Origin of the sequence: Oceanobacillus piezotolerans, from assembly GCF_003665065.1 — a bacterium.
Classification (GTDB): domain Bacteria; phylum Bacillota; class Bacilli; order Bacillales; family Amphibacillaceae; genus Oceanobacillus; species Oceanobacillus piezotolerans.
The window spans coordinates 50,565-72,408 of the sequence record NZ_RCHR01000012.1 but is presented as its reverse complement, the minus strand read 5'-3'; the positions used below and the strand labels follow the sequence as shown (position 1 = coordinate 72,408).

19 protein-coding genes, 1 rRNA gene, 1 pseudogene and 1 riboswitch are annotated in these 21,844 nt (G+C 38.0%); of the genes and pseudogenes, 15 read left to right on the top strand and 6 right to left on the bottom strand.

What is annotated here, in order from left to right:
• Positions 1 to 6 precede the first annotated feature (6 nt).
• Positions 7 to 119 (top strand): 5S ribosomal RNA (gene rrf, locus D8M04_RS19355).
• A 415-nt stretch (positions 120 to 534) separates the two neighbouring features.
• The gene (locus tag D8M04_RS19350; protein ID WP_121525058.1) at positions 535 to 750 is read left to right on the top strand and encodes a DUF2187 family protein; all 216 of its coding nucleotides are present in this window, start codon (positions 535 to 537) and stop codon (positions 748 to 750) included.
• 63 nt (positions 751 to 813) lie between these two features.
• Here the strand turns inward: D8M04_RS19350 and pdxT are convergent, their stop codons facing one another.
• Both pdxT and pdxS read right to left on the bottom strand, forming a co-directional pair.
• Positions 814 to 1,404 (bottom strand): pyridoxal 5'-phosphate synthase glutaminase subunit PdxT, encoded by a 591-nt coding sequence (gene pdxT, locus D8M04_RS19345; RefSeq protein ID WP_121525062.1) that lies wholly within the window; start codon positions 1,402 to 1,404, stop codon positions 814 to 816.
• A gap of 28 nt (positions 1,405 to 1,432) precedes the next feature.
• Entirely contained in the window at positions 1,433 to 2,320 is an 888-nt protein-coding gene (pdxS, locus tag D8M04_RS19340) for a pyridoxal 5'-phosphate synthase lyase subunit PdxS (RefSeq protein WP_121525057.1), read from the bottom strand.
• Positions 2,321 to 2,445: 125 nt separating this feature from the next.
• On the opposite strand from pdxS, the gene pdxR reads away from it, so the two are divergent.
• From pdxR to D8M04_RS19320, 4 genes are all read left to right on the top strand, one after another.
• Positions 2,446 to 3,846, top strand: coding sequence for a MocR-like pyridoxine biosynthesis transcription factor PdxR (gene pdxR / locus D8M04_RS19335; RefSeq protein ID WP_121525061.1), 1,401 nt, complete (start codon positions 2,446 to 2,448; stop codon positions 3,844 to 3,846).
• A 174-nt stretch (positions 3,847 to 4,020) separates the two neighbouring features.
• Complete coding sequence (locus D8M04_RS19330; RefSeq protein ID WP_121525056.1) at positions 4,021 to 4,833, top strand: DUF6612 family protein; 813 nt, start codon at positions 4,021 to 4,023, stop codon at positions 4,831 to 4,833.
• Between the two features lie 493 nt (positions 4,834 to 5,326).
• On the top strand, positions 5,327 to 6,355 hold the full coding sequence (locus D8M04_RS19325) for a PTS sugar transporter subunit IIC (RefSeq protein ID WP_121525055.1): 1,029 nt from the start codon (positions 5,327 to 5,329) through the stop codon (positions 6,353 to 6,355).
• A gap of 280 nt (positions 6,356 to 6,635) precedes the next feature.
• Entirely contained in the window at positions 6,636 to 7,472 is an 837-nt protein-coding gene (locus tag D8M04_RS19320; RefSeq protein ID WP_121525054.1) for an alpha/beta fold hydrolase, read from the top strand.
• A 65-nt stretch (positions 7,473 to 7,537) separates the two neighbouring features.
• Here D8M04_RS19320 and D8M04_RS19315 read toward each other — a convergent pair whose 3' ends face one another.
• Entirely contained in the window at positions 7,538 to 9,223 is a 1,686-nt protein-coding gene (locus tag D8M04_RS19315) for a methyl-accepting chemotaxis protein (RefSeq protein WP_121525053.1), read from the bottom strand.
• A 185-nt stretch (positions 9,224 to 9,408) separates the two neighbouring features.
• Between D8M04_RS19315 and D8M04_RS19310 the strand changes: the two genes are divergently transcribed.
• The 3 genes from D8M04_RS19310 to D8M04_RS19300 all read left to right on the top strand — a co-directional run bounded on the left by D8M04_RS19310 (position 9,409) and on the right by D8M04_RS19300 (position 10,975).
• Entirely contained in the window at positions 9,409 to 9,690 is a 282-nt protein-coding gene (locus D8M04_RS19310) for a GNAT family N-acetyltransferase (RefSeq protein ID WP_121525052.1), read from the top strand.
• Between the two features lie 24 nt (positions 9,691 to 9,714).
• Positions 9,715 to 9,945 carry an excisionase family DNA-binding protein gene (locus D8M04_RS19305; protein ID WP_121525051.1) on the top strand — a complete coding sequence of 77 codons (231 nt, stop codon included), beginning with the start codon at positions 9,715 to 9,717 and terminating at the stop codon, positions 9,943 to 9,945.
• 151 nt (positions 9,946 to 10,096) lie between these two features.
• A complete protein-coding gene (locus D8M04_RS19300; RefSeq protein WP_121525050.1) occupies positions 10,097 to 10,975 on the top strand; it encodes an RluA family pseudouridine synthase in 879 nt (292 codons plus the stop codon).
• 39 nt (positions 10,976 to 11,014) lie between these two features.
• Here the strand turns inward: D8M04_RS19300 and D8M04_RS19295 are convergent, their stop codons facing one another.
• Positions 11,015 to 12,004, bottom strand: coding sequence for a DmpA family aminopeptidase (locus tag D8M04_RS19295; protein WP_121525049.1), 990 nt, complete (start codon positions 12,002 to 12,004; stop codon positions 11,015 to 11,017).
• Positions 12,005 to 12,135: 131 nt separating this feature from the next.
• Here D8M04_RS19295 and D8M04_RS19290 point away from each other — a divergent pair, with 131 nt between their 5' ends.
• The 4 genes and pseudogenes from D8M04_RS19290 to ribH all read left to right on the top strand — a co-directional run bounded on the left by D8M04_RS19290 (position 12,136) and on the right by ribH (position 14,967).
• Positions 12,136 to 12,639: a peroxiredoxin family protein gene (locus tag D8M04_RS19290; RefSeq protein ID WP_246001351.1), complete on the top strand. Its 504-nt coding sequence runs from the start codon at positions 12,136 to 12,138 to the stop codon at positions 12,637 to 12,639.
• A gap of 210 nt (positions 12,640 to 12,849) precedes the next feature.
• Positions 12,850 to 12,994, top strand: a riboswitch (FMN riboswitch).
• 215 nt (positions 12,995 to 13,209) lie between these two features.
• Positions 13,210 to 13,860 (top strand): riboflavin synthase, encoded by a 651-nt coding sequence (gene ribE / locus D8M04_RS19285; protein WP_121525047.1) that lies wholly within the window; start codon positions 13,210 to 13,212, stop codon positions 13,858 to 13,860.
• A 14-nt stretch (positions 13,861 to 13,874) separates the two neighbouring features.
• A pseudogene (gene ribB / locus D8M04_RS19280) lies at positions 13,875 to 14,489 on the top strand (3,4-dihydroxy-2-butanone-4-phosphate synthase); the annotation flags it as partial.
• A 10-nt stretch (positions 14,490 to 14,499) separates the two neighbouring features.
• Positions 14,500 to 14,967: a 6,7-dimethyl-8-ribityllumazine synthase gene (gene ribH / locus D8M04_RS19275; RefSeq protein ID WP_121525045.1), complete on the top strand. Its 468-nt coding sequence runs from the start codon at positions 14,500 to 14,502 to the stop codon at positions 14,965 to 14,967.
• A gap of 252 nt (positions 14,968 to 15,219) precedes the next feature.
• Here the strand turns inward: ribH and D8M04_RS19270 are convergent, their stop codons facing one another.
• A complete protein-coding gene (locus D8M04_RS19270; RefSeq protein WP_246001350.1) occupies positions 15,220 to 16,977 on the bottom strand; it encodes an extracellular catalytic domain type 1 short-chain-length polyhydroxyalkanoate depolymerase in 1,758 nt (585 codons plus the stop codon).
• 188 nt (positions 16,978 to 17,165) lie between these two features.
• Here D8M04_RS19270 and D8M04_RS19265 point away from each other — a divergent pair, with 188 nt between their 5' ends.
• Positions 17,166 to 19,046, top strand: a complete 1,881-nt coding sequence (locus tag D8M04_RS19265; protein WP_121525043.1) for an ABC-F family ATP-binding cassette domain-containing protein — start codon at positions 17,166 to 17,168, stop codon at positions 19,044 to 19,046.
• Positions 19,047 to 19,095: 49 nt separating this feature from the next.
• On the opposite strand, the gene D8M04_RS19260 is transcribed toward D8M04_RS19265, so the two are convergent.
• On the bottom strand, positions 19,096 to 20,814 hold the full coding sequence (locus D8M04_RS19260; protein WP_121525042.1) for a DNA-binding protein: 1,719 nt from the start codon (positions 20,812 to 20,814) through the stop codon (positions 19,096 to 19,098).
• A gap of 177 nt (positions 20,815 to 20,991) precedes the next feature.
• On the opposite strand from D8M04_RS19260, the gene D8M04_RS19255 reads away from it, so the two are divergent.
• The gene (locus D8M04_RS19255; protein WP_121525041.1) at positions 20,992 to 21,660 is read left to right on the top strand and encodes a hypothetical protein; all 669 of its coding nucleotides are present in this window, start codon (positions 20,992 to 20,994) and stop codon (positions 21,658 to 21,660) included.
• Positions 21,661 to 21,844 lie beyond the last annotated feature (184 nt).

Here is a 21,844-nt window from a genome sequence, read left to right as displayed (position 1 = left end):
ACTTTGTCTGGTAGTGATGGCGGAGAGGCCACACCTGTTCCCATACCGAACACAGAAGTTAAGCTCTCCAGCGCCGATGGTAGTTGGGTTTTCCCTGCGAGAGTAGGACACCGCCAGGCAACGAGAAGACAGGATACAATTTACTTTGTGTCCTGTTTTTTTTTACGCAAAAATATTGGAGAGTATTTCTAAGTACAGTCAATAAAATATATATCATGATTTAAGAGGAATAAACATATTATACTACAGTATATATTAGAAATTACTGTATTTTTTAAATAAATAATATAAAACGGGAAAAGACATGTTTCTTGTTATTTATGGTAAAATAATATCCTGAGTGTTAAGAATGCCACTAAACCATACTAGAAAAGGTGAGTTTCAACGCATTTTTTATTACCTTTTATTGTTATGGTTTTTTACATGCTGCTTTTGGGAATATTAGAAAACAAGACAAATTATATCTCAAATCGAATGGAATTCATTTTTCATCTGAAATATGTAATGTTAAATAAAAAAAGGAGGTACGCTTAAATGGCAGAAGATGTGACAGAAAAAGCGGAACCGCAAGTAAAGAAAGCTGACGTTGGAGATAAAATTAAAGTGGTAAAAGGTCTTCAAAAAGGGAAAGAAGGTAAAGTCCTCATCGTCAGAGAAAACTCTGTGATTATAAAGACAGGTACACACCCACAAACTGGTGAACCAATTAAAACAGTAGTTAATCACAAAAACTATAAAAAAGCAAAGTAAGTAAGAACGTGGTATCTATTAAGAACGTTAAAAGAGGCTGCTTGAATAGCAGCCTCTTTCTTATTAGCTAACAGTTTCCACCACATTGCACTGGCTGACCATATCAATGAATAACTGAAGAAATCGAGTATCCGATGTAAGTTCCGGGTGAAAAGAAGAAACGAGAAGATTTCCTTGTCTAGCTGCTACAATATGTCCCTCATATTGAGCTAAAACTTCTACCTTTTCACTAGCTTTGTCTATATACGGTGCTCTAATGAAAACAGCAGGGATGCGTTCTTCAAAGCCCGCTACCTCTATTTGTACTTCAAAGCTTTCGCGCTGACGTCCAAATGCATTTCTCTTTACAACTATGTCCATTAAGCCTAGATGAGAAGATTCAGTATCGGCAATTTCCTTAGCAAGGAGCACCATTCCTGCGCATGTACCAAAAATGGGTTTCTGCATTGCAGCAAATTCCTGTAATGGTATAAGGAAATGATATCGATCAATTAACCTCCTCATGGTTGTACTTTCACCACCAGGTAAAATAAGGCCATCGATGCTATTTAATTCATCTGGTTTCTTAATTGGAACAGCCTTTGCCCCTAATGATTCTATTTGTTCTATATGCTCTTCCACAGCTCCTTGAAGTGCCAAAACACCAATACGCATTTCTACCATCCTTTCTCCTACTTAAGGGTTACCAGCCACGATCTTGCATTCTTTCCTCTTGTTTTAACGTAGAAATGTCAATACCTTTCATGGCAGTACCTAATTCTTTTGATAGCTTGGCAATTAAATCATAATCGTTGTAATAAGTTGTTGCCTGTACTATAGCGCTAGCGAACTTTTCAGGGCTTTCTGATTTGAAAACACCAGAACCAACAAAGACACCATCTGCACCTAATTCCATCATCAAGGCAGCATCTGCTGGAGTTGCGACTCCACCTGCTGCAAAGTTAACAACAGGTAGCTTTCCTAATTTTTTAATCTCTTTTAACACGTCATATGGCGCACCAAGGTGTTTGGCTTCTGTCATTAATTCATCATCACTCATTAGAGTAACTTTACGAATTTGGGCATTCACCTTTCGAATATGGCGTACAGCCTCTACGATATTACCTGTTCCTGGTTCCCCTTTTGTACGTAGCATCGAAGCGCCTTCGCCAATTCGTCTCGCTGCTTCTCCTAAATCACGGCATCCGCATACGAAAGGTACGGTAAAATCACTCTTCAGTAGATGGAATTCTTCATCAGCAGGTGTCAGAACTTCACTTTCATCTATGTAATCTACCCCCATAGCTTCTAATACTCTAGCTTCGACAATATGTCCAATTCGTGCTTTAGCCATAACAGGGATAGATACAGCTTCTATTACCTCTTCAACTATGCGAGGATCAGCCATTCGAGCTACTCCACCAGCAGCGCGAATATCAGAAGGTACCCTTTCTAATGCCATGACTGCAACCGCTCCTGATGCTTCTGCAATTTTTGCTTGTTCGGCATTAACGACGTCCATAATGACACCGCCTTTTTGCATTTGGGCCATTCCTCGTTTTACTGTATCCGTACCTAATAATTTTTCCATTAATTCCACTCCATTCTTAATCTCTTTTCATTTTTCTAAATTTACTTTATTATAGAGAGAGGTTGGTACTATTGAAAGTGCCAGATTTTATGAAAATGATGGTGTCAGTAAAAGGTGGAATGAAAATGGAAATGCTATCTTGCCCCTTGGATCGAAATAATGGATTTCCTTTATATGAGCAGCTTTATGCCTATATAAAAAAGGAAATAGCTCAGGGGAGAATTGAATATGGAACAAAATTGCCATCTAAACGGAAGCTGTCCGAGTATTTGAAGATAAGCCAAAATACAATTGAAACCGCATATGAACAATTAGTAGCAGAAGGCTATATTGAAGGTGTTCCAAGGAAGGGTTACTTTGTTCAAGCATTCGAGGACTTAGAGTATATACAATCTCCCAGCCATCCAATTAAGAAAGTAGAAAAATCCGAGAAAAAGATAAAATACAACTTTCATCCAGGATGGATTGATACAAAGAACTTTCCCTTTTCCAAGTGGAGAAGATATTTAAAAAATACGATGATCAACGAAAATCATTCTTTGCTTCTCCTAGGAAATGTTCAAGGGGATATAGAATTTAGAGAAGAGATTGCAAAATATTTATACCATGCAAGGGGTGTTCAATGTTCCCCCGAACAAATAATGATAGGCGCTGGAAGTGATATTCTCTTACAACATTTAATGCAAGTGTTTCAGAACAATACCATTTATGGAGTGGAGGATCCTGGATACCATGTCATCTCCCATTTATTAAAGAGGGAAAAACGTGAGGTATTTCCATTAGAGGTAGACGAAGAGGGAGTCAGGGTGGATCCTTTAATGCAATCAGGAGTAAATGTCGTCTACGTTACCCCTTCTCATCATTTCCCTTATGGATCGGTATTGTCTGTTAATAGAAGAAATAAGTTATTAAGCTGGGCGATGAAAGACGATAATCGATACGTGATTGAGGATGATTATGACAGTGAATTCCGTTATAGTGGAAAGTCTATTCCTTCCTTGCAAAGTATGGATAAGGGAGATAAAGTAATTTATCTTGGATCCTTTTCAAAGTCTTTAATTCCTTCGATGCGAATAAGCTATATGGTCATTCCTAAAAGGTTATTAGCTCAATTTAAACAAGCAGTATCCTTTTATTCTTGCTCTGTGTCTAGAATGGACCAGTATGTTCTTACCCAATTCATGAAGAATGGTGATTTTGAAAGACATCTTAACCGAATGAGAAAAATTTACCGCGATAAAATGGAAAGAACCCTAGATGCAATCAAACCCTTTGACGAGAAGATCAAACCGATTGGAGAACACTCGGGTCTGCATATTGTACTGGAGATAGAAAATGGGATGAGTGAACAACAGCTGTTGAATAAAGCAGAAGAAAATCAGATAAAGGTCTATCCTCTATCTTCCTATTTATTGGATAAAAGGAAAGAGAATCCTCCAAGAATTATATTAGGATTTGCCGGAATATCGGAGGAACATTTAGAAGAAGCGATACGTTCTCTGTTAAAGAGTTGGGACATTTTATGAGTTACTCGCTCTAGTTAACTAGCGCAATAGAAGCATTTAGCTTCATAACTTTAAAACTAGGATTATAGCTCATCCTTCTAAATCCAAAATTATTGCTCAGAACCTTTTACTAAAAATATGAAACCTTTTAAAGAGTCTGTCGTAATATAGGTAGCAATTTTTAGGAGGGTTTTAATGACAAAGAAATGGGTTGTAGCAATTTTTTCCATTCTTACGATTGCTTTAGCAGCATGTGGGGATGGAAATGCAGAAGAAGTGTTTACAAATGCTATGGAAGCAGCAAAAGAGATGGAAAGCGCCGAGTTAGTCATGGATATGAAACAGGAAATTGAAGCACCTGGTGAGTCTCCAATCACAATGGAAAGTAAAATGGATGCAGAAATGATTACTGATCCAATTGCAATGTATCAAAAAGGGACAATGTCCATGACTATGGATGATTTTCCAATGGATTTAGAAATGGAACTGTATTTGGTTGATGGCGAAGCATATACTTATGATTCTATGTCAGCCCAGTGGATTAAATTAGACAGTTCTGCCATGCCAGGGATGAGTGGCGGGCAGCCAAACCTTTCAGAACAATTAGAGACGCTAGAACAATATGTAGAAGACTTTGAGTTTGAAGAAACAGAGAAAGAATATGTATATAAATTAACGGCTGATGGAGAAGGATTTACAGAACTAACAAATCAGTTATTCGAAGAGTATATGTCTGAAGATCTTACTGCACAGTTTGGAGAAGAATTAAGTCAAGTAATGGAAAACATGGATGTTACACATCTATACATTGAAATGTATATTGATAAGGAAACATATCAAATAAACAAAGAAAAAGTAGATATGGATATGACACTCTCCGTAGAGGGAGAAGAACTAAATATTTCTCAGTCCATAGATACAGAATATAAGGGAATTAATACGGTAGAAAATATAGAGGTTCCACAAGAAGTAAAGGATTCAGCAATAGATGCTCCAGCATTCAATTAATGGACCAATAAAGCCAATCAGTAACTTTCTGATTGGTTTTTTTGGATAAAATTAGCAAATCACCTTCATTATGAAAGCGCTTTTAATAATTCTGAAAAAAATAATTATTGACACTTACTAAAAATTGTAATACTATTATATCAATTTAAACAAACTGAGAGGAGAGCAACTAGAGATGAACAACCAAGAGAATTTTGTACATAACAACATTATTATTCGATTATTAAGATAGGACTGAGACAATATCCAGTAATATAAGGAAATTGTTTGAGTCCACTTTACGTTAGTAAGACATTGGAGGCTGGCGCTCAAACAATAAAAGATGCGCCCATCCCATATTAGGAGAGGGTTTTTTATTTTATATAAGGAAGTACAAATTTACGTTCTAGTATAGTAAAACTAGAATATTTGCTAAAGGATGAACAAACATTAGATTTTTAATCTTTAAATAGATTGAAAAATGTAACTTTACTATTTTAGGAGGCATAACAAAATGAAGCAATCAACAAAAGATTATTTAGTCGATCGTATGTATAAAGCATCAATAGGACTTGCTAATGCAGTCTTAGTAACACTGGGTATTGGCCTTCTAATTGAAACCTTAGGTACTTTTACTGGCTGGGAAGGATTTATTACGGTTGGTAAGACGGCACAACTTATGCTGGCTCCTGCAATTGGAGCAGGAATTGCCTATCAATTAGGTGGAAATACATTGGTAATCTTTAGTGCGATGGCATCAGCTACTATCGGGGCTGGAGCATTGAACATGAATGCCGATGGCGGCTGGGTGCTCACGACGGGACAACCTATCAGCGCAGTCCTAGCTGCTGTAGTTGCAATATGGGTAGGTAAAAAAGTAACAGGTAAAACAAAACTTGATATGATGTCGATTCCATTTGCCGCTATCTTTGTCGGCGGGGTTGTTGGGGTTGGACTTGCAGCAGTTGTAACCCCATTACTAGAGTGGCTGAGCGCTCAAATAGCAACAGGGGTTTCTGGTTCACCGTTAATAGGTTCTATGGTTATTGCACTTATTTGGAGTATTTTCTTAATGTCACCAGCTTCATCTGCTGCAATTGCGATTGCATTACAGCTTGACCCAGTATCTAGTGCTGCTGCATTAATTGGATGTACTGCACAGTTTGCGGGGTGGACGGCAATGTCCTTTAGACAGAATGACATCGGTGCAAATATTGCACAATCCTTCTTAACACCGAAAGTTCAAGTTCCGAACTTAGTTAAGAATCCAAGGCTAGTCATTGGGCCGTTCTTATCTTCCCTAATTTGTGCACCAATTGCTATTTTAATATTTAACTTTGAAGTTCCTTATACGTTAGCTGGACTAGGTTTAAACTCCTTTATTGCTCCGTTAAATATCTTAGCTAATCAGGGAATAGGAGTATTCGTAATGTATCTTGTTATAGGTGTGGTTGTACCAGCTGTTATCTCTGTAGTAACTTATCAAGCATTGAAACAAAAAGGATGGGCAAAAACAGGAGATTTGAAAATGGAAGTACAATAATATATCTTCTCTAATGTCAAAGAGAAGAAAAAATCATTCCCTAGAGTTTATACTTTAGGGAATATTTTATTGCGGGTTAACTAGCTGTAAGACCTAGGGGGAAGGAAAAATCTACTGATTGGGGATTCCCTTTATCTCATTAACAAATACGTCCTGTAACACACTAGACGAATGCCTAATACAATGTTGAATGAGTGTAAAAAACTTTACAAATTACAGCACATTATTTTTGTTATTGGGGTAAATAATAGGTATGTAAAATCATTCAATGAGGTGCGAGATGGGAAAAAGTAACTATTCAGAAACCTATATTAATATTAATGGCGTAAACATATATTGTGAATATATTCTAAATGGAAAACCCCCCATTGTCCTGATACATGGATATTTGTCTTCCACCTATACGTTTAATAAAATCATTCCTTTACTGGAGAATCATTTCTCCATCATTGCGATGGACTTACCAGGGTTTGGTAAAAGCGAAAAATCATTGTCTTTCTTCTATAGTTATCATAACTATGCACAAGTAGTAGCTGCATGTATCGATTATTTTAATTTGGATGGAGTAACACTTGTTGGCCACTCAATGGGTGGACAAATAGCGTTATATACGGCGAGAATTATTCCTGAGAAAGTGAAAAAACTTATCCTGGTTTGCAGTTCTGGTTACTTGAAAGGTGCAAATAGATTGATGAGATACTGCTCTTATCTTCCACTATTCCATCAGGCAGTTCAGAGAAGAATCAAGAGGAGCAGTGTGAAAGAAAGCCTAAAAAATGTATTTTATGATATTTCTTTAATGACAGAGGATCATATTCGTGAGTTCACCAGGCCACTAAAAGAGAAGAATTTCAGCAGGTCACTCATTAGGTTACTAAGACATCGAGAAGGGGATTTAACCTCTGAGCAATTAAAGGAAATTGATATTCCGACTTTGTTGCTATGGGGAGAAGAAGACAAAGTAGTTCCAGTATCGGTCGGACACCGACTTGTAAATGATTTACCGAAAGCAGAACTGATAACTTATGAAAAAACTGGACATTTACTCACCGAAGAGATCCCTTCTGCTATTTTTGAGAATATACTCTCTTATCATCGATCGGAAATGGGTGTATAGCAGGGGACAGCCAGTTAACCTGCAATAGAATAAGCATTGTCCTCTAAAAGTGACAATGCTTATAACTATTTTATTTGAAACCGAGATGTAATCCGAGATAAAGATTGGGAAAGCTCGGTTAATTTTAATCCGATTTCGTGTGTACTCTTTGTTTGTAGATGCTGATGCTCACTGCTTGCAAGCATTTCTTCTGAACTTGCTAATGTTTCTTCAGAGATAGAGGCAAATTCTTCTGCAGTTTCTTCTAAGCTTGGAAGAACTTCTTCCAAGTGATGGATTACTCCACGCATCCCCTCTAAATGATTTCCAACATTTGAAATTTCCTGCATTAAGTCATCGAAGTTATCTTTCGACTCATTGGCTATCGAAATATTTTCATTTGTTTTTTGCAGCATTTGTTGGAATTCTGCAGTTGCATTTTGCGTAATACCTTTCATATTTTCGATAGATTGTGTAATTTCATTTGCCGCTTCTGAAGATTGTGCTGCAAGTTTACCAACCTCATTAGCAACAACGGAAAATCCCTTTCCAGCATCTCCAGCACGTGCTGCTTCAATAGCAGCATTAAGTGAGAGCAGTTTCGTTTGTTCTGCTATTCCTTGAATTAAACCAACTAACTTAGAAATAGAGAAGGAATGTGCGTTAATATCTTTCACTGTACTCGTTAAGTGCTTAAAGTCCGTTTCAAAGGACTGGATGGTATGAATTAAAGCAAGAATATTTTTCTCCCCGTGTACAGCAGTGTCTCCCATTCGATCAGAACTTGAAAACACCGTGTCCATTTTTTGAATCATTTCTTCCATTTGACTCTTCATCATTACAGAATGAGTCACACTTGTTTCTGAGCTATTTGCTGTTTGTTCGGCACCAAGCTTAACAACATTAATGGATTCAATTAAATCATGACTGGATTGCAGTGCATCTTCAGAAGATTGTTTTAACTCCTCTCCCGTTTGATTTAAGCGAACCGTCGTGTTTTTAAGCTCGTCAATCATCGTGCGCATATGTTCAATCATTGCATTATAGCTTTTTTGCAAAGAAACAAATTCAGGAATGGTGGTATGTATCTGATCAGCTTGTTTTAAATTACCATTTCGTACTTCACGCATCGTGTTTCTTAATAAATCAAGTGGTTTCGTTAAGGTTTGGACAAATACAATAATCAATAAGGTAGAAACTAAAATACTAACTATAATAATAGTCAGAGATGTATACCCCATATCTTGAACTGGTCCCATGAAGGATCTAGTTGGAACAAGAAGTACATAAGTCCCGTTAATTTCATCCATTTGCTGGAAGGAGATCAGGTAGTCTTCCCCGTCAATTTGCCTAGTAAATTGTCCATTTCCTGTTTCATTGATTGAGTTTATAATCGAATCAGATATAGAAGGAAGAGACTTTTGACTCACTTGAAAAGGGATAACTTCGTCGTCTGTCAGTTGGAAAAATTCCGATGCTATTCCATCTGATTCCAACTGGCTTTGCTGGTCCCTGATACTAATATTTAACTGTTGCATAAAGTAGTCGTGATCACTTACATATAGAAATTGTAAGTTCTCGGCGATATACCCCATTAATTGTGTTTCTCGTTGCAAACGATCCTTAATTGAATTCATTGTTATTTCTTTTGATTGGTTGTAAGAAGCAAATCCAATAAAAGCGACAGCGATGATCATTAAAGTTAGAAATGGAATTAATAGTCTAAACCTTAATGAGAACTTTGAAATGAACTTGTTCATTTTTTGTTGCATATGTGGACTCCTTTTTAGTGGATATTCTAGTACATTAGGACTGTTACTATTTGAGTATAACAGGAAAATGTTAATTTGTTGTAAATTTTTGGTGCCATATCCATTTAAAGGGATTTGTACAAAAATAGAAAGAATATGGGTATAATAAATAGTAGAGAATATGAATGAGGAGGAGAATTCGACTTATGCCAACAACCATTAACAAAGCGGAAAATAAATTTTATGTAGGTGAGAGTGTAAAAGAGCCTCTAGCAGAAATTACATTTGTAAGATCTGGTGGAAATAGAATTGTTGTGGATCATACTTACGTTTCTGATGAACTGCGTGGTCAGGGTATAGCAGGGCAACTGGTAGAGAAGGTTGTCGAATATGCACGCAGTGAAGGGAAAAAGATAAAGCCGCTGTGTCCCTATGCGAAAAGAAAACTAGAAGAAACTCCTGAATATCATGATGTGTTAACAGACTAAGTTAAGAAGAAAGGTGGAATAAGGGTGTACCTAACAATTGGTGAAGCTGCTGAATACCTTTCTATGCCTGAGAATAAAGTTTCTGCATTAGTATTACAAGGACGTATTCGGGCTGTACATGACGGAGAACAATATTTAATTAATAAACAGCAATTTACAACCCATTTCGAACAAGTCGAGAAATATCGGCATATGATTTTAGAATACTTAAATGAACCTATTCCTGAAGATATAGATGTGAAGGATGAAGATTAACTTCCTCATTCTTGCAAGAATGAATGATTTCGTTGTTGCAAGCAAAGATCTATGCTAGTTAAAAATAAGTTGCATATTTAATTCAATATCTATAATGTTAAGTATTAGGAAATGATTACTTAACATTTTTTCTTACCTAAGGAGTAGAAATATGGAACAGAAAGACTTGACTTATACAGTAAAAGAACCAACAGAACTACTTAAATTCCTTTTAAGCGTAATGGAAAATCGAAGCCGTAATTCAGTGAAATCCATTCTTGCTAGGGGACAAGTTAGTGTCGATGATCATATGGAAACAAAATATAATTATCCGCTTAAACCCGGTCAAACCGTTAGCATCATGAAAAACAAAGTTGCTAAGCGGGAAGACGTACTTACTGGCATGAAGATTTTATTTGAAGATGAAGACATTATTGTAATCAATAAGGATGCTGGACTGCTGACGATTGCAACAGAGAAGGAAAAGAAGCTTACCGCTTATTTTCAGCTTACTGAATATGTAAAGCGAAAGAACCCACAGGGTCGCATCTTTATCGTACACCGATTAGATAAGGATACGTCAGGCGTCATGCTGTTTGCAAAGAAAGAAAAAGTAAAACGTAAACTGCAAGATGACTGGAAAGACATGGTAAAGGAAAGAACGTATGTCGCGTTAGTAGAAGGCGATGTCAAGAACCCAACGGGAAAAATAAAATCATGGTTAAAAGAAAGCAAAACGCATATGGTGTACTCAAGTCCAGTGAAAAACGATGGTCAGCTTGCAATCACTCATTATAAAAAGCTTCAGTCAAATGGGAGATTCAGCTTACTGGAATTACAATTAGAAACCGGACGAAAGAATCAAATACGGGTGCATATGCAAGATATTGGGCATTCCATAGTTGGAGATAAAAAATATGGTGCATCTGAGAATCCGATTGGCCGATTAGGATTGCATGCAAAGGTCCTTAGTTTCCATCATCCGTATAATAATCGATTGATGCTTTTCCGTGCCGATGTGCCGAAATCTTTTATGGCAAAATCTAAATAAGGTGAAACTTCACTCAGCCTGCGATAAAACGAGCCCCTTTTAACTTAAAGGGGCTCGTTCTACTTTTCTTCCTTGTCTGCCTTCTGTTGTTTCTGCCATCTGTAAGGAACGAATAACTGCTTCTTCGGTTGCTTCAACGACTCCGAGGAAAAGGTCATTCATAATTGGATGGCCGTCTCTTATATACGTTAAGGATTCAAGAACTGTATCAGCATAATGGCGATGTTTATTCGCTGTGGAAAAGGCTATTGCTATATCCCCGCTTCCATGGGCAATGTGACTTCCCGTTCTTCCAAGTCCAGCTGCGGCCCGCTTAGCCAATCGTTTTAGCTGTCTACCATATAAAGGGGCATCTGTTGCAATAATAATCATGATAGAACCATCTGGTGTATCTAATTCTTTCTTCTTAAAATCAGCAAACAATGCTTCATCCCGGTTACCAAAGTTACTTTGAACCAGCACGCCCACTTTATATGTTTCTCCACCTGCTGTTATAACCCGGGAAGAAGTTCCTATGCCACCTTTATAACCAAAACATATTGTTCCTTTACCTGCACCAACTGCACCCTCTTGAGCAGGTTCATCTGATGCAACTTGAATCGCTTCAATGGCATGTTCAGGTTTTACAGCTTGTAGGCGAGTGGAATTAAGGTAGCCATCATTGCATTCCCCTACGACAATATTAATCGTGCTTGTATTGTCACCAATATCTTGATTCTCCTCCAGCATATACGTTAATGTACCTTGTAGAACAGGGCCAATACTAAGCGTATTTGTTAGCATGATAGGTGACTCAACAAGGCCTAATTCATCAATTTGTATAAGCCCTGCTGATTTGCCGTAGCCATTAATAATGGCAACTCCAGCATGTACTTTATCCTTAAAAAGGTTCCCTTTATGTGGGAGAATCGCGGTTACTCCCGTACATATTGTATTTTCCTGATCCATTTTTTCATATAAGGTAACATGACCTACTTGAACGCCTTCAATATCGGTAATGCAATTCGCTTGTCCTTTTGGCAGTGGCATAGAGAACCCTCCTTCATTAAATTATGTTCCATTATAACAAAACGGAAATAGCTAATAAAGAAAGTCTAAGTATGAATCAGGTAAGTCAGTGGAACAATATTCCTACAGTTTTGTTTATAGGAGGACGGAAAATGGCAAAAAAAATATTCATTCTGTTGTTGATGATGCTTTTAATTGTGCCAACAGGAAGCGTGATGGCCAAAGAGAATACCGGGCTTGAAGTCGGTAATCAAGCTCCTGATTTTGAATTAGAATCATTGACAGGTGAAAAAGTAACATTATCCGATTACCGCGGGAAGGCAGTAATGCTTAATTTCTGGGCAACCTGGTGTCCGCCATGCCGTGATGAGATGCCAGATATGCAAAATTTTTACGATCAGAATGATGTTGTTGTGTTAGCAGTTAATTTAACAGATACAGAAATAAAGAAAAGTAATGTTCAAAAATTTAAAGATGAATTCTCTCTTAGCTTTCCTATTGCACTTGATGTAGAAGGCTCAGTGGCTCTTCAATATAGAATTAGTCCAATTCCAACGACATATATGATAGACCCCGAAGGAAAGATTACCTACAAGGGGTATGGTGCAATGACATATGAAGCAATGGTGGAGAAACTATCGGCAATGGAGTTATAATTAGGTGTTGCTTATGTCGTAAATAATCGTCTCAGCGACTTAAAAGCATTTTTTCAAAAATATCAAGCGGTATTTTAGAGATGTGAGCGTTTTTCTGAAAATATGGGCGGTTTCCTATAAAAGTGATTTTTCCATTTAATCTCTTCTCAAATAAAGAGGGTTGCAAAAAGTAAGTAGCGCATGTATAATACAAATAACATTTAAATACGCAATTTCCTTCGGGGCAGGGTGAAATTCCCTACCGGCGGTGTTGAAGCAATGCTTCTAAGTCCGTGACCCGTGCGGCGTCAGCCAAGCGGTGGATCTGGTGTGAATCCAGAGCCGACAGTGAAAGTCTGGATGGGAGAAGGAATCGATGACGCACATTTTCTATTGTATATGGATTTATACATAGCTTCTTTGTGTTAGTCTGATAATTCTAACTATTACCATTAGAGCCTACGAGGGATTCCTTGTAGGCTTTTTTCGATTTATATAGACTGCTTCTGAAGGGAAGGCGAAGATGTCATACTAGCTTGAGTTCAACCTAGACTGATAATCAACAGGCTAAGGGAAGGAAGGGGAAAATACATGTTTACTGGAATCATTGAGGAAATAGGAAAAGTAGAAAAGATACAAAAGGTATCAGAGCAAGCTGTAGAGATGACGATTACATCAACTAAAATCTTAGAATATGTGCATCTTGGCGACAGTATTGCAGTGAATGGTATTTGCTTAACTGTTACCAATTATACAAAGAATTCATTCCAGGTTGATGCGATGCCAGAAACGATATTATCGACCTCCCTAAAGGACTTGAAAGCAGGGTCGAAGGTCAATCTGGAGCGTGCTATGCTAGCAAATGGAAGATTTGGGGGACACTTTGTTTCTGGACATGTGGATGGTGTTGGGGAAATTTTAAAAAAACAAAAAGAACAAAATGCGGTTTACTACCAGATTCAAATTCCAGAGGAACTTTCACGCTATGTACTGCATAAGGGTTCGATTACCGTTGATGGTACGAGTTTGACGGTGTTTGGAATAGAAAATAACTTGGTTACCATTTCCCTTATCCCTCATACCGTATCGGAAACGATACTTGGGGGGAAAGGAGAAGGTGATAAGGTAAATATTGAATGCGATATGTTAGCTAAGCACGTTCAACATATGCTGCAACGTGAACAGGTAGAACAAAAGTCAGAGATAGATGCGGATTTTTTAAAAAGCAATGGATTCATGTAAAAAGGGGTGAAGGAATGAATACGATTGAGGAAGCAATTGAAGATTTGAAAGCCGGAAAAGTAATTATTGTAGCAGATGATGAGGATAGAGAAAACGAAGGAGATTTTATTGCCTTATCTGAAAAAGCAACATCTGAGGTAATTAATTTTATGATTACACATGGAAAAGGACTTGTCTGCACCCCAATAACTGAGGTTCGTGCTAAGCAATTAGATCTGCCAATGATGATACAGGATAGTAGCGATCCGTTACGGACTGCATTTACAACTTCTGTTGACCATATCGATACTACAACCGGTATAAGTGCGAAAGAAAGATCCTTAACCATCCAGGCATTAACAAAATCAGATACAGCGGCTCAAGATTTTAAAATGCCAGGACATGTCTTTCCGCTTATTGCCAAAGATGGCGGTGTGCTCGTGCGACCTGGTCATACAGAGGCGGCAGTCGATCTAGCCTACTTAAGTGGTGCATATCCTTCAGGTGTCATTTGTGAAATTATCAAAGATGATGGAACAATGGCAAGAATGCCGGATTTAGAAAGAATAGCAGAAGAGTTTGATTTAAAGTTGATTACGATTGCAGATTTAATTACGTATAGAAAAAAACAAGAAAAAATCTATGTGAGGAGATAAAATAATGGGAAAAAGATTTGAAGGAAATTTAGTAGGAACAGACTTAAAGATTGGGATTGTAGTAGCAAGATTTAATGAATTTATTACGAATAAGTTACTCGATGGAGCAATCGATACATTAAAAAGACATGGAGTAGAGGAAGAAAACATTGATGTTGCCTGGGTTCCGGGCGCATTCGAACTGCCGCTGATTGCAGAAAGAATGGCAGCAAACGATTCGTATGATGCAGTAATTTCATTAGGGACAGTCATTCGTGGCTCGACTCCACACTTTGATTACGTATGTAATGAAGCGGCGAAAGGAATTGCAAATGCTTCTGCAAGAACTGGAAAGCCGGTTATTTTTGGATTATTAACAACGGAGACAATAGAACAAGCCATTGAACGTGCAGGAACAAAAGCAGGCAATAAAGGTTCAGAATGTGCTTCTAATGCCATTGAAATGGCAAATATTTTGAAGCAGTTGGGATAATAAAAATCGAGTAATGCATTTTAATGCACTACTCGATTTTTTTCTGTATATAGGAAATTATAAAACTTGCAGTTTGGATTATTCTTAATACAAGAAAGGCCACGTCCGGCTTCAGCGCCCAGCAACTAGCTAACTTCACACCCCTCCACTACGATAAGTCAACATCGACTCACTACATTCATCGTGTTTCCTTTATCTCATTGCGGAGTGCTCCAGTTTGTACGTTGCTAAACGGGCGCTTACGCCTTTGGTTCAATTCTGGCTATTTATTATTAGTTGCGGAGCTTTGCTTTCCTCTTCTCCACCATAGAACTCTATGCTATTTGCATTAAATCCTGCCGTTGTAGCTGCCTGTAATCGGAATTGTGTTTTACCACTTTGGTTAATGTGAATATAACTGCTTTCTGGAAGTAGAATTTCGATGTACTCTCCTCCAAAGTTTTTACTGGTTGCTATATTCGATGCAGAAGGTGTACTTGCGAAGTCGGTTTGTTCAATTGCTGAGCTGCTGCCGAATACTCCTTTTTTAACATCGACTTGAAGAGAGTTGACCACACCTTGAGATGCTTTTTTGTACAGTCTGATTTTCGCATGATGGATAGGTTCGGTAAGATTACTTGTGTCAAAGGAAAGAATACCTCGATACGTATCGATATTATACATGCCTTTATCACCAGCTTTTACAGTTCCATTTCCTTTTCCATCAACTGCATACCTTCCAACAAATCCATCTTCACTTGCAATAGACGAGATAACAGTCTCATCACCCGGTACAATATCTGTAATCTTATATTCTTCCACTTTAATGTTTTCTGCTATTCCGCTCGTATCTTGACTGAAGAACTTAAGGGTTGTGTCCTTGTCTATAGTAATTGGTTCCGTATAAACGGTAGAATCAGTGGTTGGTCCTGTTCCATCTAAGGTATAGTAGGTTGTCGCTTCCCTATCGGCTTGAAGTTCTACAACAACGGAATCCTGATAAGTTCCGCCTTTTGGATTAGCGGTTGTGGTAACGATATCAGGACGGTCGCCAACCTCTTGGAAAAAGTCCCACATCATCTGACTAGCATCCGGCCCCTGGGGATCTGTATAGCTGCCCGCTGTGCTTCCTCCTGACCATGCATGCCCCATACCTTGTACGATTACTTTCTGCATCCAAAGCTTGCCTTCCGTATTATGATAATCATAAACTGTGTAAGCTCTGCCTCCTGGAACTTGCAAATTTTCTGTATGGTCTGGAGTGTCATCTATCCAACCAGTTGATGAGCCAGTCTCAACATAATTATTAGTTGTAGCCCATTGTTTGATGATTTGGTCACTATTGATTGGATTAACGGTATAGTCAGAAGTACCGTGAACAGCAATAACTGGCAACGTTTGTGCTCTGCTGCCCATTGCTTGATACGCAAGTTTGCCCTGATTTACCGGATCAGGTCCCCCACTTGACATAGCTGTAAAAGCCTCGACCATAGTTATTGCTGCTTTGTACTCCAATCCAGCTCCTACACCGATTCCATCAAACAGGTCTGGATAAGTTGCCCCCATGATAACACTCATTCCTCCACCAGCTGAAAGACCAGCAACATATACTTGATTGTCACTAATTACGTAATCGCTTTCAATCTTTTGGACCATACCGGCAATAGCAGCTGGCTCGCCACTTCCTCGAGATTGATGGGCGGTCTCAAACCAATTCCAGCACTTATTCATGTTTGCTCCAGAGTTTTGTTCAGGGTAAAGAACGATAAATCTTTCTTTGTCTGCAAGCGCATTCATTTTTGTGCCTGCTGCAAATTGGGTGGCATCTTGTGTACAACCATGAAGCATTACCATTAATGGGTAGCTTTCATCTTCACTAAACTTATCAGGAAGATAAAGCTGGTATGTCTTTCCTCCATGTGTGCCTTTGACCGTTGTGCCGGCTGCTTCTGTACTTATAGGAATAATAAATACAAGAACAGCCAAGAGACCAATCCAACCTAACAGATACATCGCTTTTACATTTAACAAGTAACGTCCCCCTTTTTTAGTTTGAACGTTGTTCATAATAAAGGAATGAAGTTACAAATGAGTTACATATATATTTTTAAAGTAGGGGATTTTACAGCCAGTCGGGATAAAGTGGAAAAAAACGTGTCACTAAGCTAAACTTAGATAGAAAGATAGAATTTTAACAGAAGATTTGAGGAAGATTGCTTATGTTAATGATAGAGAATATATATAAATCATATGGTGAGAAAGTACTGTTCAATGATATTTCCTGTACGATAGCAGAAAAGGAACGAATTGGATTAATTGGAGTGAATGGTACAGGTAAGTCGAGTTTTTTAAAAGCAATAGCTGGAATCGATGCAGCGGAGAAAGGCTCGATTCACCATGCAAAAGATTATCGAATCGAATATCTAGCCCAAGAGCCAGAATTGGATGAAAATCAAACGGTAATGGAGCATATCTATTATGGTGAGGCTCCGATCATGAAAGTGATGAGAGACTACGAAGAAGCACTGCTTCAACTGGAAAGAGAGCCAAACAGCGAATTAGCTCAGTCTAGGCTTCTGCAGACGCAGCAAAAGATGGATGAAGCGGAAGCATGGGAAGCAAATACAGCGGCAAAAACTGTGTTAACTAAGCTGGGAATCACGATGTTTGATAAGAAAGTTGGGGAATTATCAGGAGGTCAGAAGAAGCGGGTATCGATTGCAAAGGCATTGATTCAGCCTGCAGATTTATTAATTTTGGATGAGCCGACAAACCACCTTGATAATGACACAGTAGAATGGCTGGAAAAATACTTGCAGACCTATAAAGGCTCCTTACTGCTTGTGACGCATGACCGTTACTTTTTGAATCGTGTCACCAATAAAATTTATGAATTAGACAAGGGTAATTTATACATCTATGAAGGAAATTATGAGATGTTCCTTGAGAAGAAAGCAGAGCGAGAAGCCCTCGAAATAGCAAACGAGGCGAAGCACCAAAATACGCTTAAACGAGAGCTTGCTTGGTTACGAAGGGGAGCAAAGGCGAGGACGACGAAGCAGAAGGCACGGATTGAACGTGTGGAAGAAATGAAAGACAAACGCTTTGATACAAAAAAACAAAATCTTGAATTTCAAGTTGGTTCGACTAGATTAGGAAAAAAAGTCATGGAAATAACCAATATTTCAAAGACTTATGAGGATCGAGTTCTTATTCGAGATTTTAGCAATTTGATTATACCTGGAGATCGTATTGGCATTATTGGGCCGAATGGGTCTGGGAAATCTACGTTATTGAATTTGCTAGCTGGTCGCATTGAGCCAGATAGTGGGGAAATCGAAATTGGTGAGACCGTAAAGATTGGCTACTATACCCAGGGAGACCAGGAACTCGATGGGGAAATGCGGATGATTGATTATATCAAAGAGGTAGCAGAGGTCATTCATACAAAGGATGGGCAAGTCATTACTGCTGAGCAGATGCTGGAGCGCTTCTTATTCTCCAGATATGAGCAATATAGCTATATCCGCAAGCTTTCCGGTGGAGAGAAAAGAAGGCTGTATTTATTAAAAGTGTTAATGACAGAGCCAAATGTTCTTTTCTTAGATGAGCCGACAAATGATTTGGATACACAGACATTGAGTGTTCTCGAAGAATATTTAGACCATTTTCCCGGTGTCGTTATTACTGTTTCTCACGACCGTTATTTCTTAGATCGTGTGATTGATGAGATGTTTATATTCGAAGGGCAAGGCAAGATTACCCACCTTTTTGGGAATTATAGTGATTACTTGGAGAAGAAGCAAGCAATTATTAAAGAATCGAAACTTGAGAAGCCAAAGCAAAAACCATTGAAAGAAACGAAAAGGAAGCTTTCTTACAATGAAAAGAAGGAATATGAAACAATAGAAGATGTTATTATGGAGTTAGAATCCAAATTGGAAGAATTGCAGCAAGCTATTATCGATGCTGGCAGTGATGCTGGGAAGGTACAGGAACTTTTTACCCAACAGCAAGAGGTAGAGTCCGAATTAGAAGCAAAAATGGAGCGATGGGAAGAATTATCCTTGCTAGTTGAGGAGATTGAAAAGAATAAGTAAAGTGAAAGAAAAAAATGGCGTGAATGTGACCCGCCATTTTTTTTATTTTCTATTCAGTTAATCCTTCAATCGTAATGGTCTCGACAATTGCAGTTCCATTATCTAGGATATTCGCTTCTAAATTAATATGGTCTCCTCTTTGTAAGAAAACAGACAAAGGAGCTTTGGAGGAATTAACGGTATAAATGGTTTTATCACCAACTAATAGAAATTGAACAAGCTGGCTTGTGTCTTTGGTTGTTACGACTACTCGGTCAATAATACCATTCCGGTCTTCCAAAGCTGTTTTACCAGTAGACTCCACATTACTAGGGTCTTGGGCAAGCGCTAACCGATAAGCATCCAATGTTTGTCTCGCAGTATCGCCGAAAACGACAAAGTCAGAGTCTGCTGCTTTAATATAGGCATAATGCTTAAAGAGTCCGTTTGGATCTAATACATTAACTACCCAGGTTGGGTTTCCGTCAATGTTATAGAGGATGGGCATGGATCCAGTCCAATTTTTTTCAGGGAATTCCTTGTTTACAATTTCTCTGGCTCCTTTGCTGTCCATAATTCCGTTATTCTGTGCACCATTAAAGTAGACAAGTTCTCCAGTTCTAGCATTAATCAAGGTATAGCCTAAAGCGGAGTCGATGTTTTCCTTTGGTGACGACATATCGGTAAAGTAATGCATCTCTCCATTTTCGTCAAATATTGGAGTAACATCGCTTTCTGTACCAGACTCATTTGGGATTTTCACGTCTTTTTTACCAAAGATAGAGTTTAACCAACCATGAACATATTTACCAAAGTAATTATTCTCTGTAGAGGCAAGCTCAGAACTTATGGAGCCCTCTACAAATGCGGGTGCTTCAGCCACGTCATACAGGGATACCTCACTAGAAACAGGATCTACAACAGCTACATGGAGATTCGACATATCAGGCTTGTTGGTTAAACCAATTGGTTGATAAAGGGTTTGAACATACCACGGTTTTCCTTGATCATCGACTTCAATTTGTGCTTCTCCACTTTGAATATAATTAGGAAAGGCGCTATAAATAACACGATTGATGTTATGATTGAAGAAACTTGAATTTGTGTACCGCATTTTACTCTGAACAAACTTCGGTTGTGCATTGATATCGGTAGCGGAAATGGTGAAGTATCCCTCCGTTTCATTTCCTCGGAAATAACGCCAAAAGTCTGAGAACTCGACAGGAGCAACAAATACAACTTCATCGCCAATCTTTTGTACTTGCAGCTTTCCTAGGTCATAAAATTGGGTATTTGGAACAACACTCATTGATTTTTGTACTTTGTTGCGAGCAAATTCTGGTGAGACGACTATTGGTGTTGCATCTTTATCTAAAGGCTTTGCTTCTTCCACCTCTTGCTTAGCTATGGATTCATAGGAATTATTAAGCGCTGAAATGCCAAGAATGGAAAAGACAATAAGTGCAAGAATCGAAACTGCAATTATCCCGACTGAGATTGTGTCAAACTTTATATTTGCTCCTATAAAAGGCTTTGTCAGGGTAAATGAATAAATTCCTATCATTCCGATAAAGGCAACCCCTAGATTAAGGATAGCCATGTTAGGGACTGTGATGGCTGGTAAAGTGAGATATACAACCACTGCGTTTAAAATAAACAAGATGATAAATGCAAATATAACCGCTTTGATTGTAGTCAAACGTGTTTTCTTAGTTGTAAGAATAAGAAACAAGCTAATAATAAAATAAAGAATAAATGAAAGGATGGTTGTTGTTAGAATTCCTAGCATATATTCACACTCCTCTGCATTTGATAACTTATATACGATGTGAAAGAGGAAAAGGTTTCAAAAATGATTTCCATTATGGTATAAACTTAAGATAGTAGAACCATCTATTCTGTTTTATGGGCTGTAATAAGGGGAATATAGTACTAACCGTCTACATATGTTGATAGGAGGAAGAAAATGAAGCTACTACAGGTTCGAAAAGGCCAATTTGTTTTTTATCAAAATGAATTGCACAAGGTATACAGTGTCAAAGCAATGTTTAACAAATCCGTCCACCTTTACCGTTTAAAGGATATGAAGCAAGTGTTAACGAAAGCGAGCGAGATTGAATATTACAAACCAAAACACAATGATACCTTTATATTTTATGGGAAGCGGTATACGATAGACGAAACTGCAAAAGCCCAGCCTGGTGACTATATCTTAATCGTGAAACCAGCACCAGATTTTCTTGATCACTATTCATTAAATGAAATTGAGAAAGTGGAAAGTGTAGAAGATGGCAATGTTGTTACAACAAGGGATAATGGTGTGAAGCATAATGAGTATGTGGTCATGGTTCCTGGCAAAGCGGAGGCGAGTCAGGAGATTGCTTATTATGATAAGAGTCTTGTTCCAGAAGAGCAGCAATTACAAGATGAATCCATTAGCTATTTAGCAGAAAATGATGAAACGTTAAAACCAGTTGTTGGAGATATCTATCACGATGTTAAAAACAATACCAAAGCAATGATTGTTGCGATGACTTCTGATGAAGTTGTATTTGGGCATGGGGTACGTGTTCACGTTGCAGAGTTGCTTGATGAATCGAATTATCAATTGTTATATCAATTTGAAGAGGATTAGAGATAAATACTGCCTAAATTCAAACAATTATTTTATTAGCATAGAATCGTCAGTTTGAATTTTTTCATGTTAGGAATTTAGATTAGAAGTATCTGAACGGTAAATAAAGAACAAGTAAAATAAAAGCTAACACATTTGCTAAATGAGCGAATGCGTTAGCTTTTTCTATGACATCCATACCTAA

What these genes read in the sequence shown, in the direction of transcription:
- D8M04_RS19350 (WP_121525058.1), top strand. Translation starts at nt 535, where the DNA reads ATGGCAGAAGATGTGACAGAAAAAGCGGAACCGCAAGTAAAGAAAGCT.
- pdxT (WP_121525062.1), bottom strand. Translation starts at nt 1,404, where the DNA reads ATGCGTATTGGTGTTTTGGCACTTCAAGGAGCTGTGGAAGAGCATATA.
- pdxS (WP_121525057.1), bottom strand. Translation starts at nt 2,320, where the DNA reads ATGGAAAAATTATTAGGTACGGATACAGTAAAACGAGGAATGGCCCAA.
- pdxR (WP_121525061.1), top strand. Translation starts at nt 2,446, where the DNA reads ATGGAAATGCTATCTTGCCCCTTGGATCGAAATAATGGATTTCCTTTA.
- D8M04_RS19330 (WP_121525056.1), top strand. Translation starts at nt 4,021, where the DNA reads ATGACAAAGAAATGGGTTGTAGCAATTTTTTCCATTCTTACGATTGCT.
- D8M04_RS19325 (WP_121525055.1), top strand. Translation starts at nt 5,327, where the DNA reads ATGAAGCAATCAACAAAAGATTATTTAGTCGATCGTATGTATAAAGCA.
- D8M04_RS19320 (WP_121525054.1), top strand. Translation starts at nt 6,636, where the DNA reads ATGGGAAAAAGTAACTATTCAGAAACCTATATTAATATTAATGGCGTA.
- D8M04_RS19315 (WP_121525053.1), bottom strand. Translation starts at nt 9,223, where the DNA reads ATGCAACAAAAAATGAACAAGTTCATTTCAAAGTTCTCATTAAGGTTT.
- D8M04_RS19310 (WP_121525052.1), top strand. Translation starts at nt 9,409, where the DNA reads ATGCCAACAACCATTAACAAAGCGGAAAATAAATTTTATGTAGGTGAG.
- D8M04_RS19300 (WP_121525050.1), top strand. Translation starts at nt 10,097, where the DNA reads ATGGAACAGAAAGACTTGACTTATACAGTAAAAGAACCAACAGAACTA.
- D8M04_RS19295 (WP_121525049.1), bottom strand. Translation starts at nt 12,004, where the DNA reads ATGCCACTGCCAAAAGGACAAGCGAATTGCATTACCGATATTGAAGGC.
- D8M04_RS19290 (WP_246001351.1), top strand. Translation starts at nt 12,136, where the DNA reads ATGGCAAAAAAAATATTCATTCTGTTGTTGATGATGCTTTTAATTGTG.
- ribE (WP_121525047.1), top strand. Translation starts at nt 13,210, where the DNA reads ATGTTTACTGGAATCATTGAGGAAATAGGAAAAGTAGAAAAGATACAA.
- ribH (WP_121525045.1), top strand. Translation starts at nt 14,500, where the DNA reads ATGGGAAAAAGATTTGAAGGAAATTTAGTAGGAACAGACTTAAAGATT.
- D8M04_RS19265 (WP_121525043.1), top strand. Translation starts at nt 17,166, where the DNA reads ATGTTAATGATAGAGAATATATATAAATCATATGGTGAGAAAGTACTG.
- D8M04_RS19260 (WP_121525042.1), bottom strand. Translation starts at nt 20,814, where the DNA reads ATGCTAGGAATTCTAACAACAACCATCCTTTCATTTATTCTTTATTTT.
- D8M04_RS19255 (WP_121525041.1), top strand. Translation starts at nt 20,992, where the DNA reads ATGAAGCTACTACAGGTTCGAAAAGGCCAATTTGTTTTTTATCAAAAT.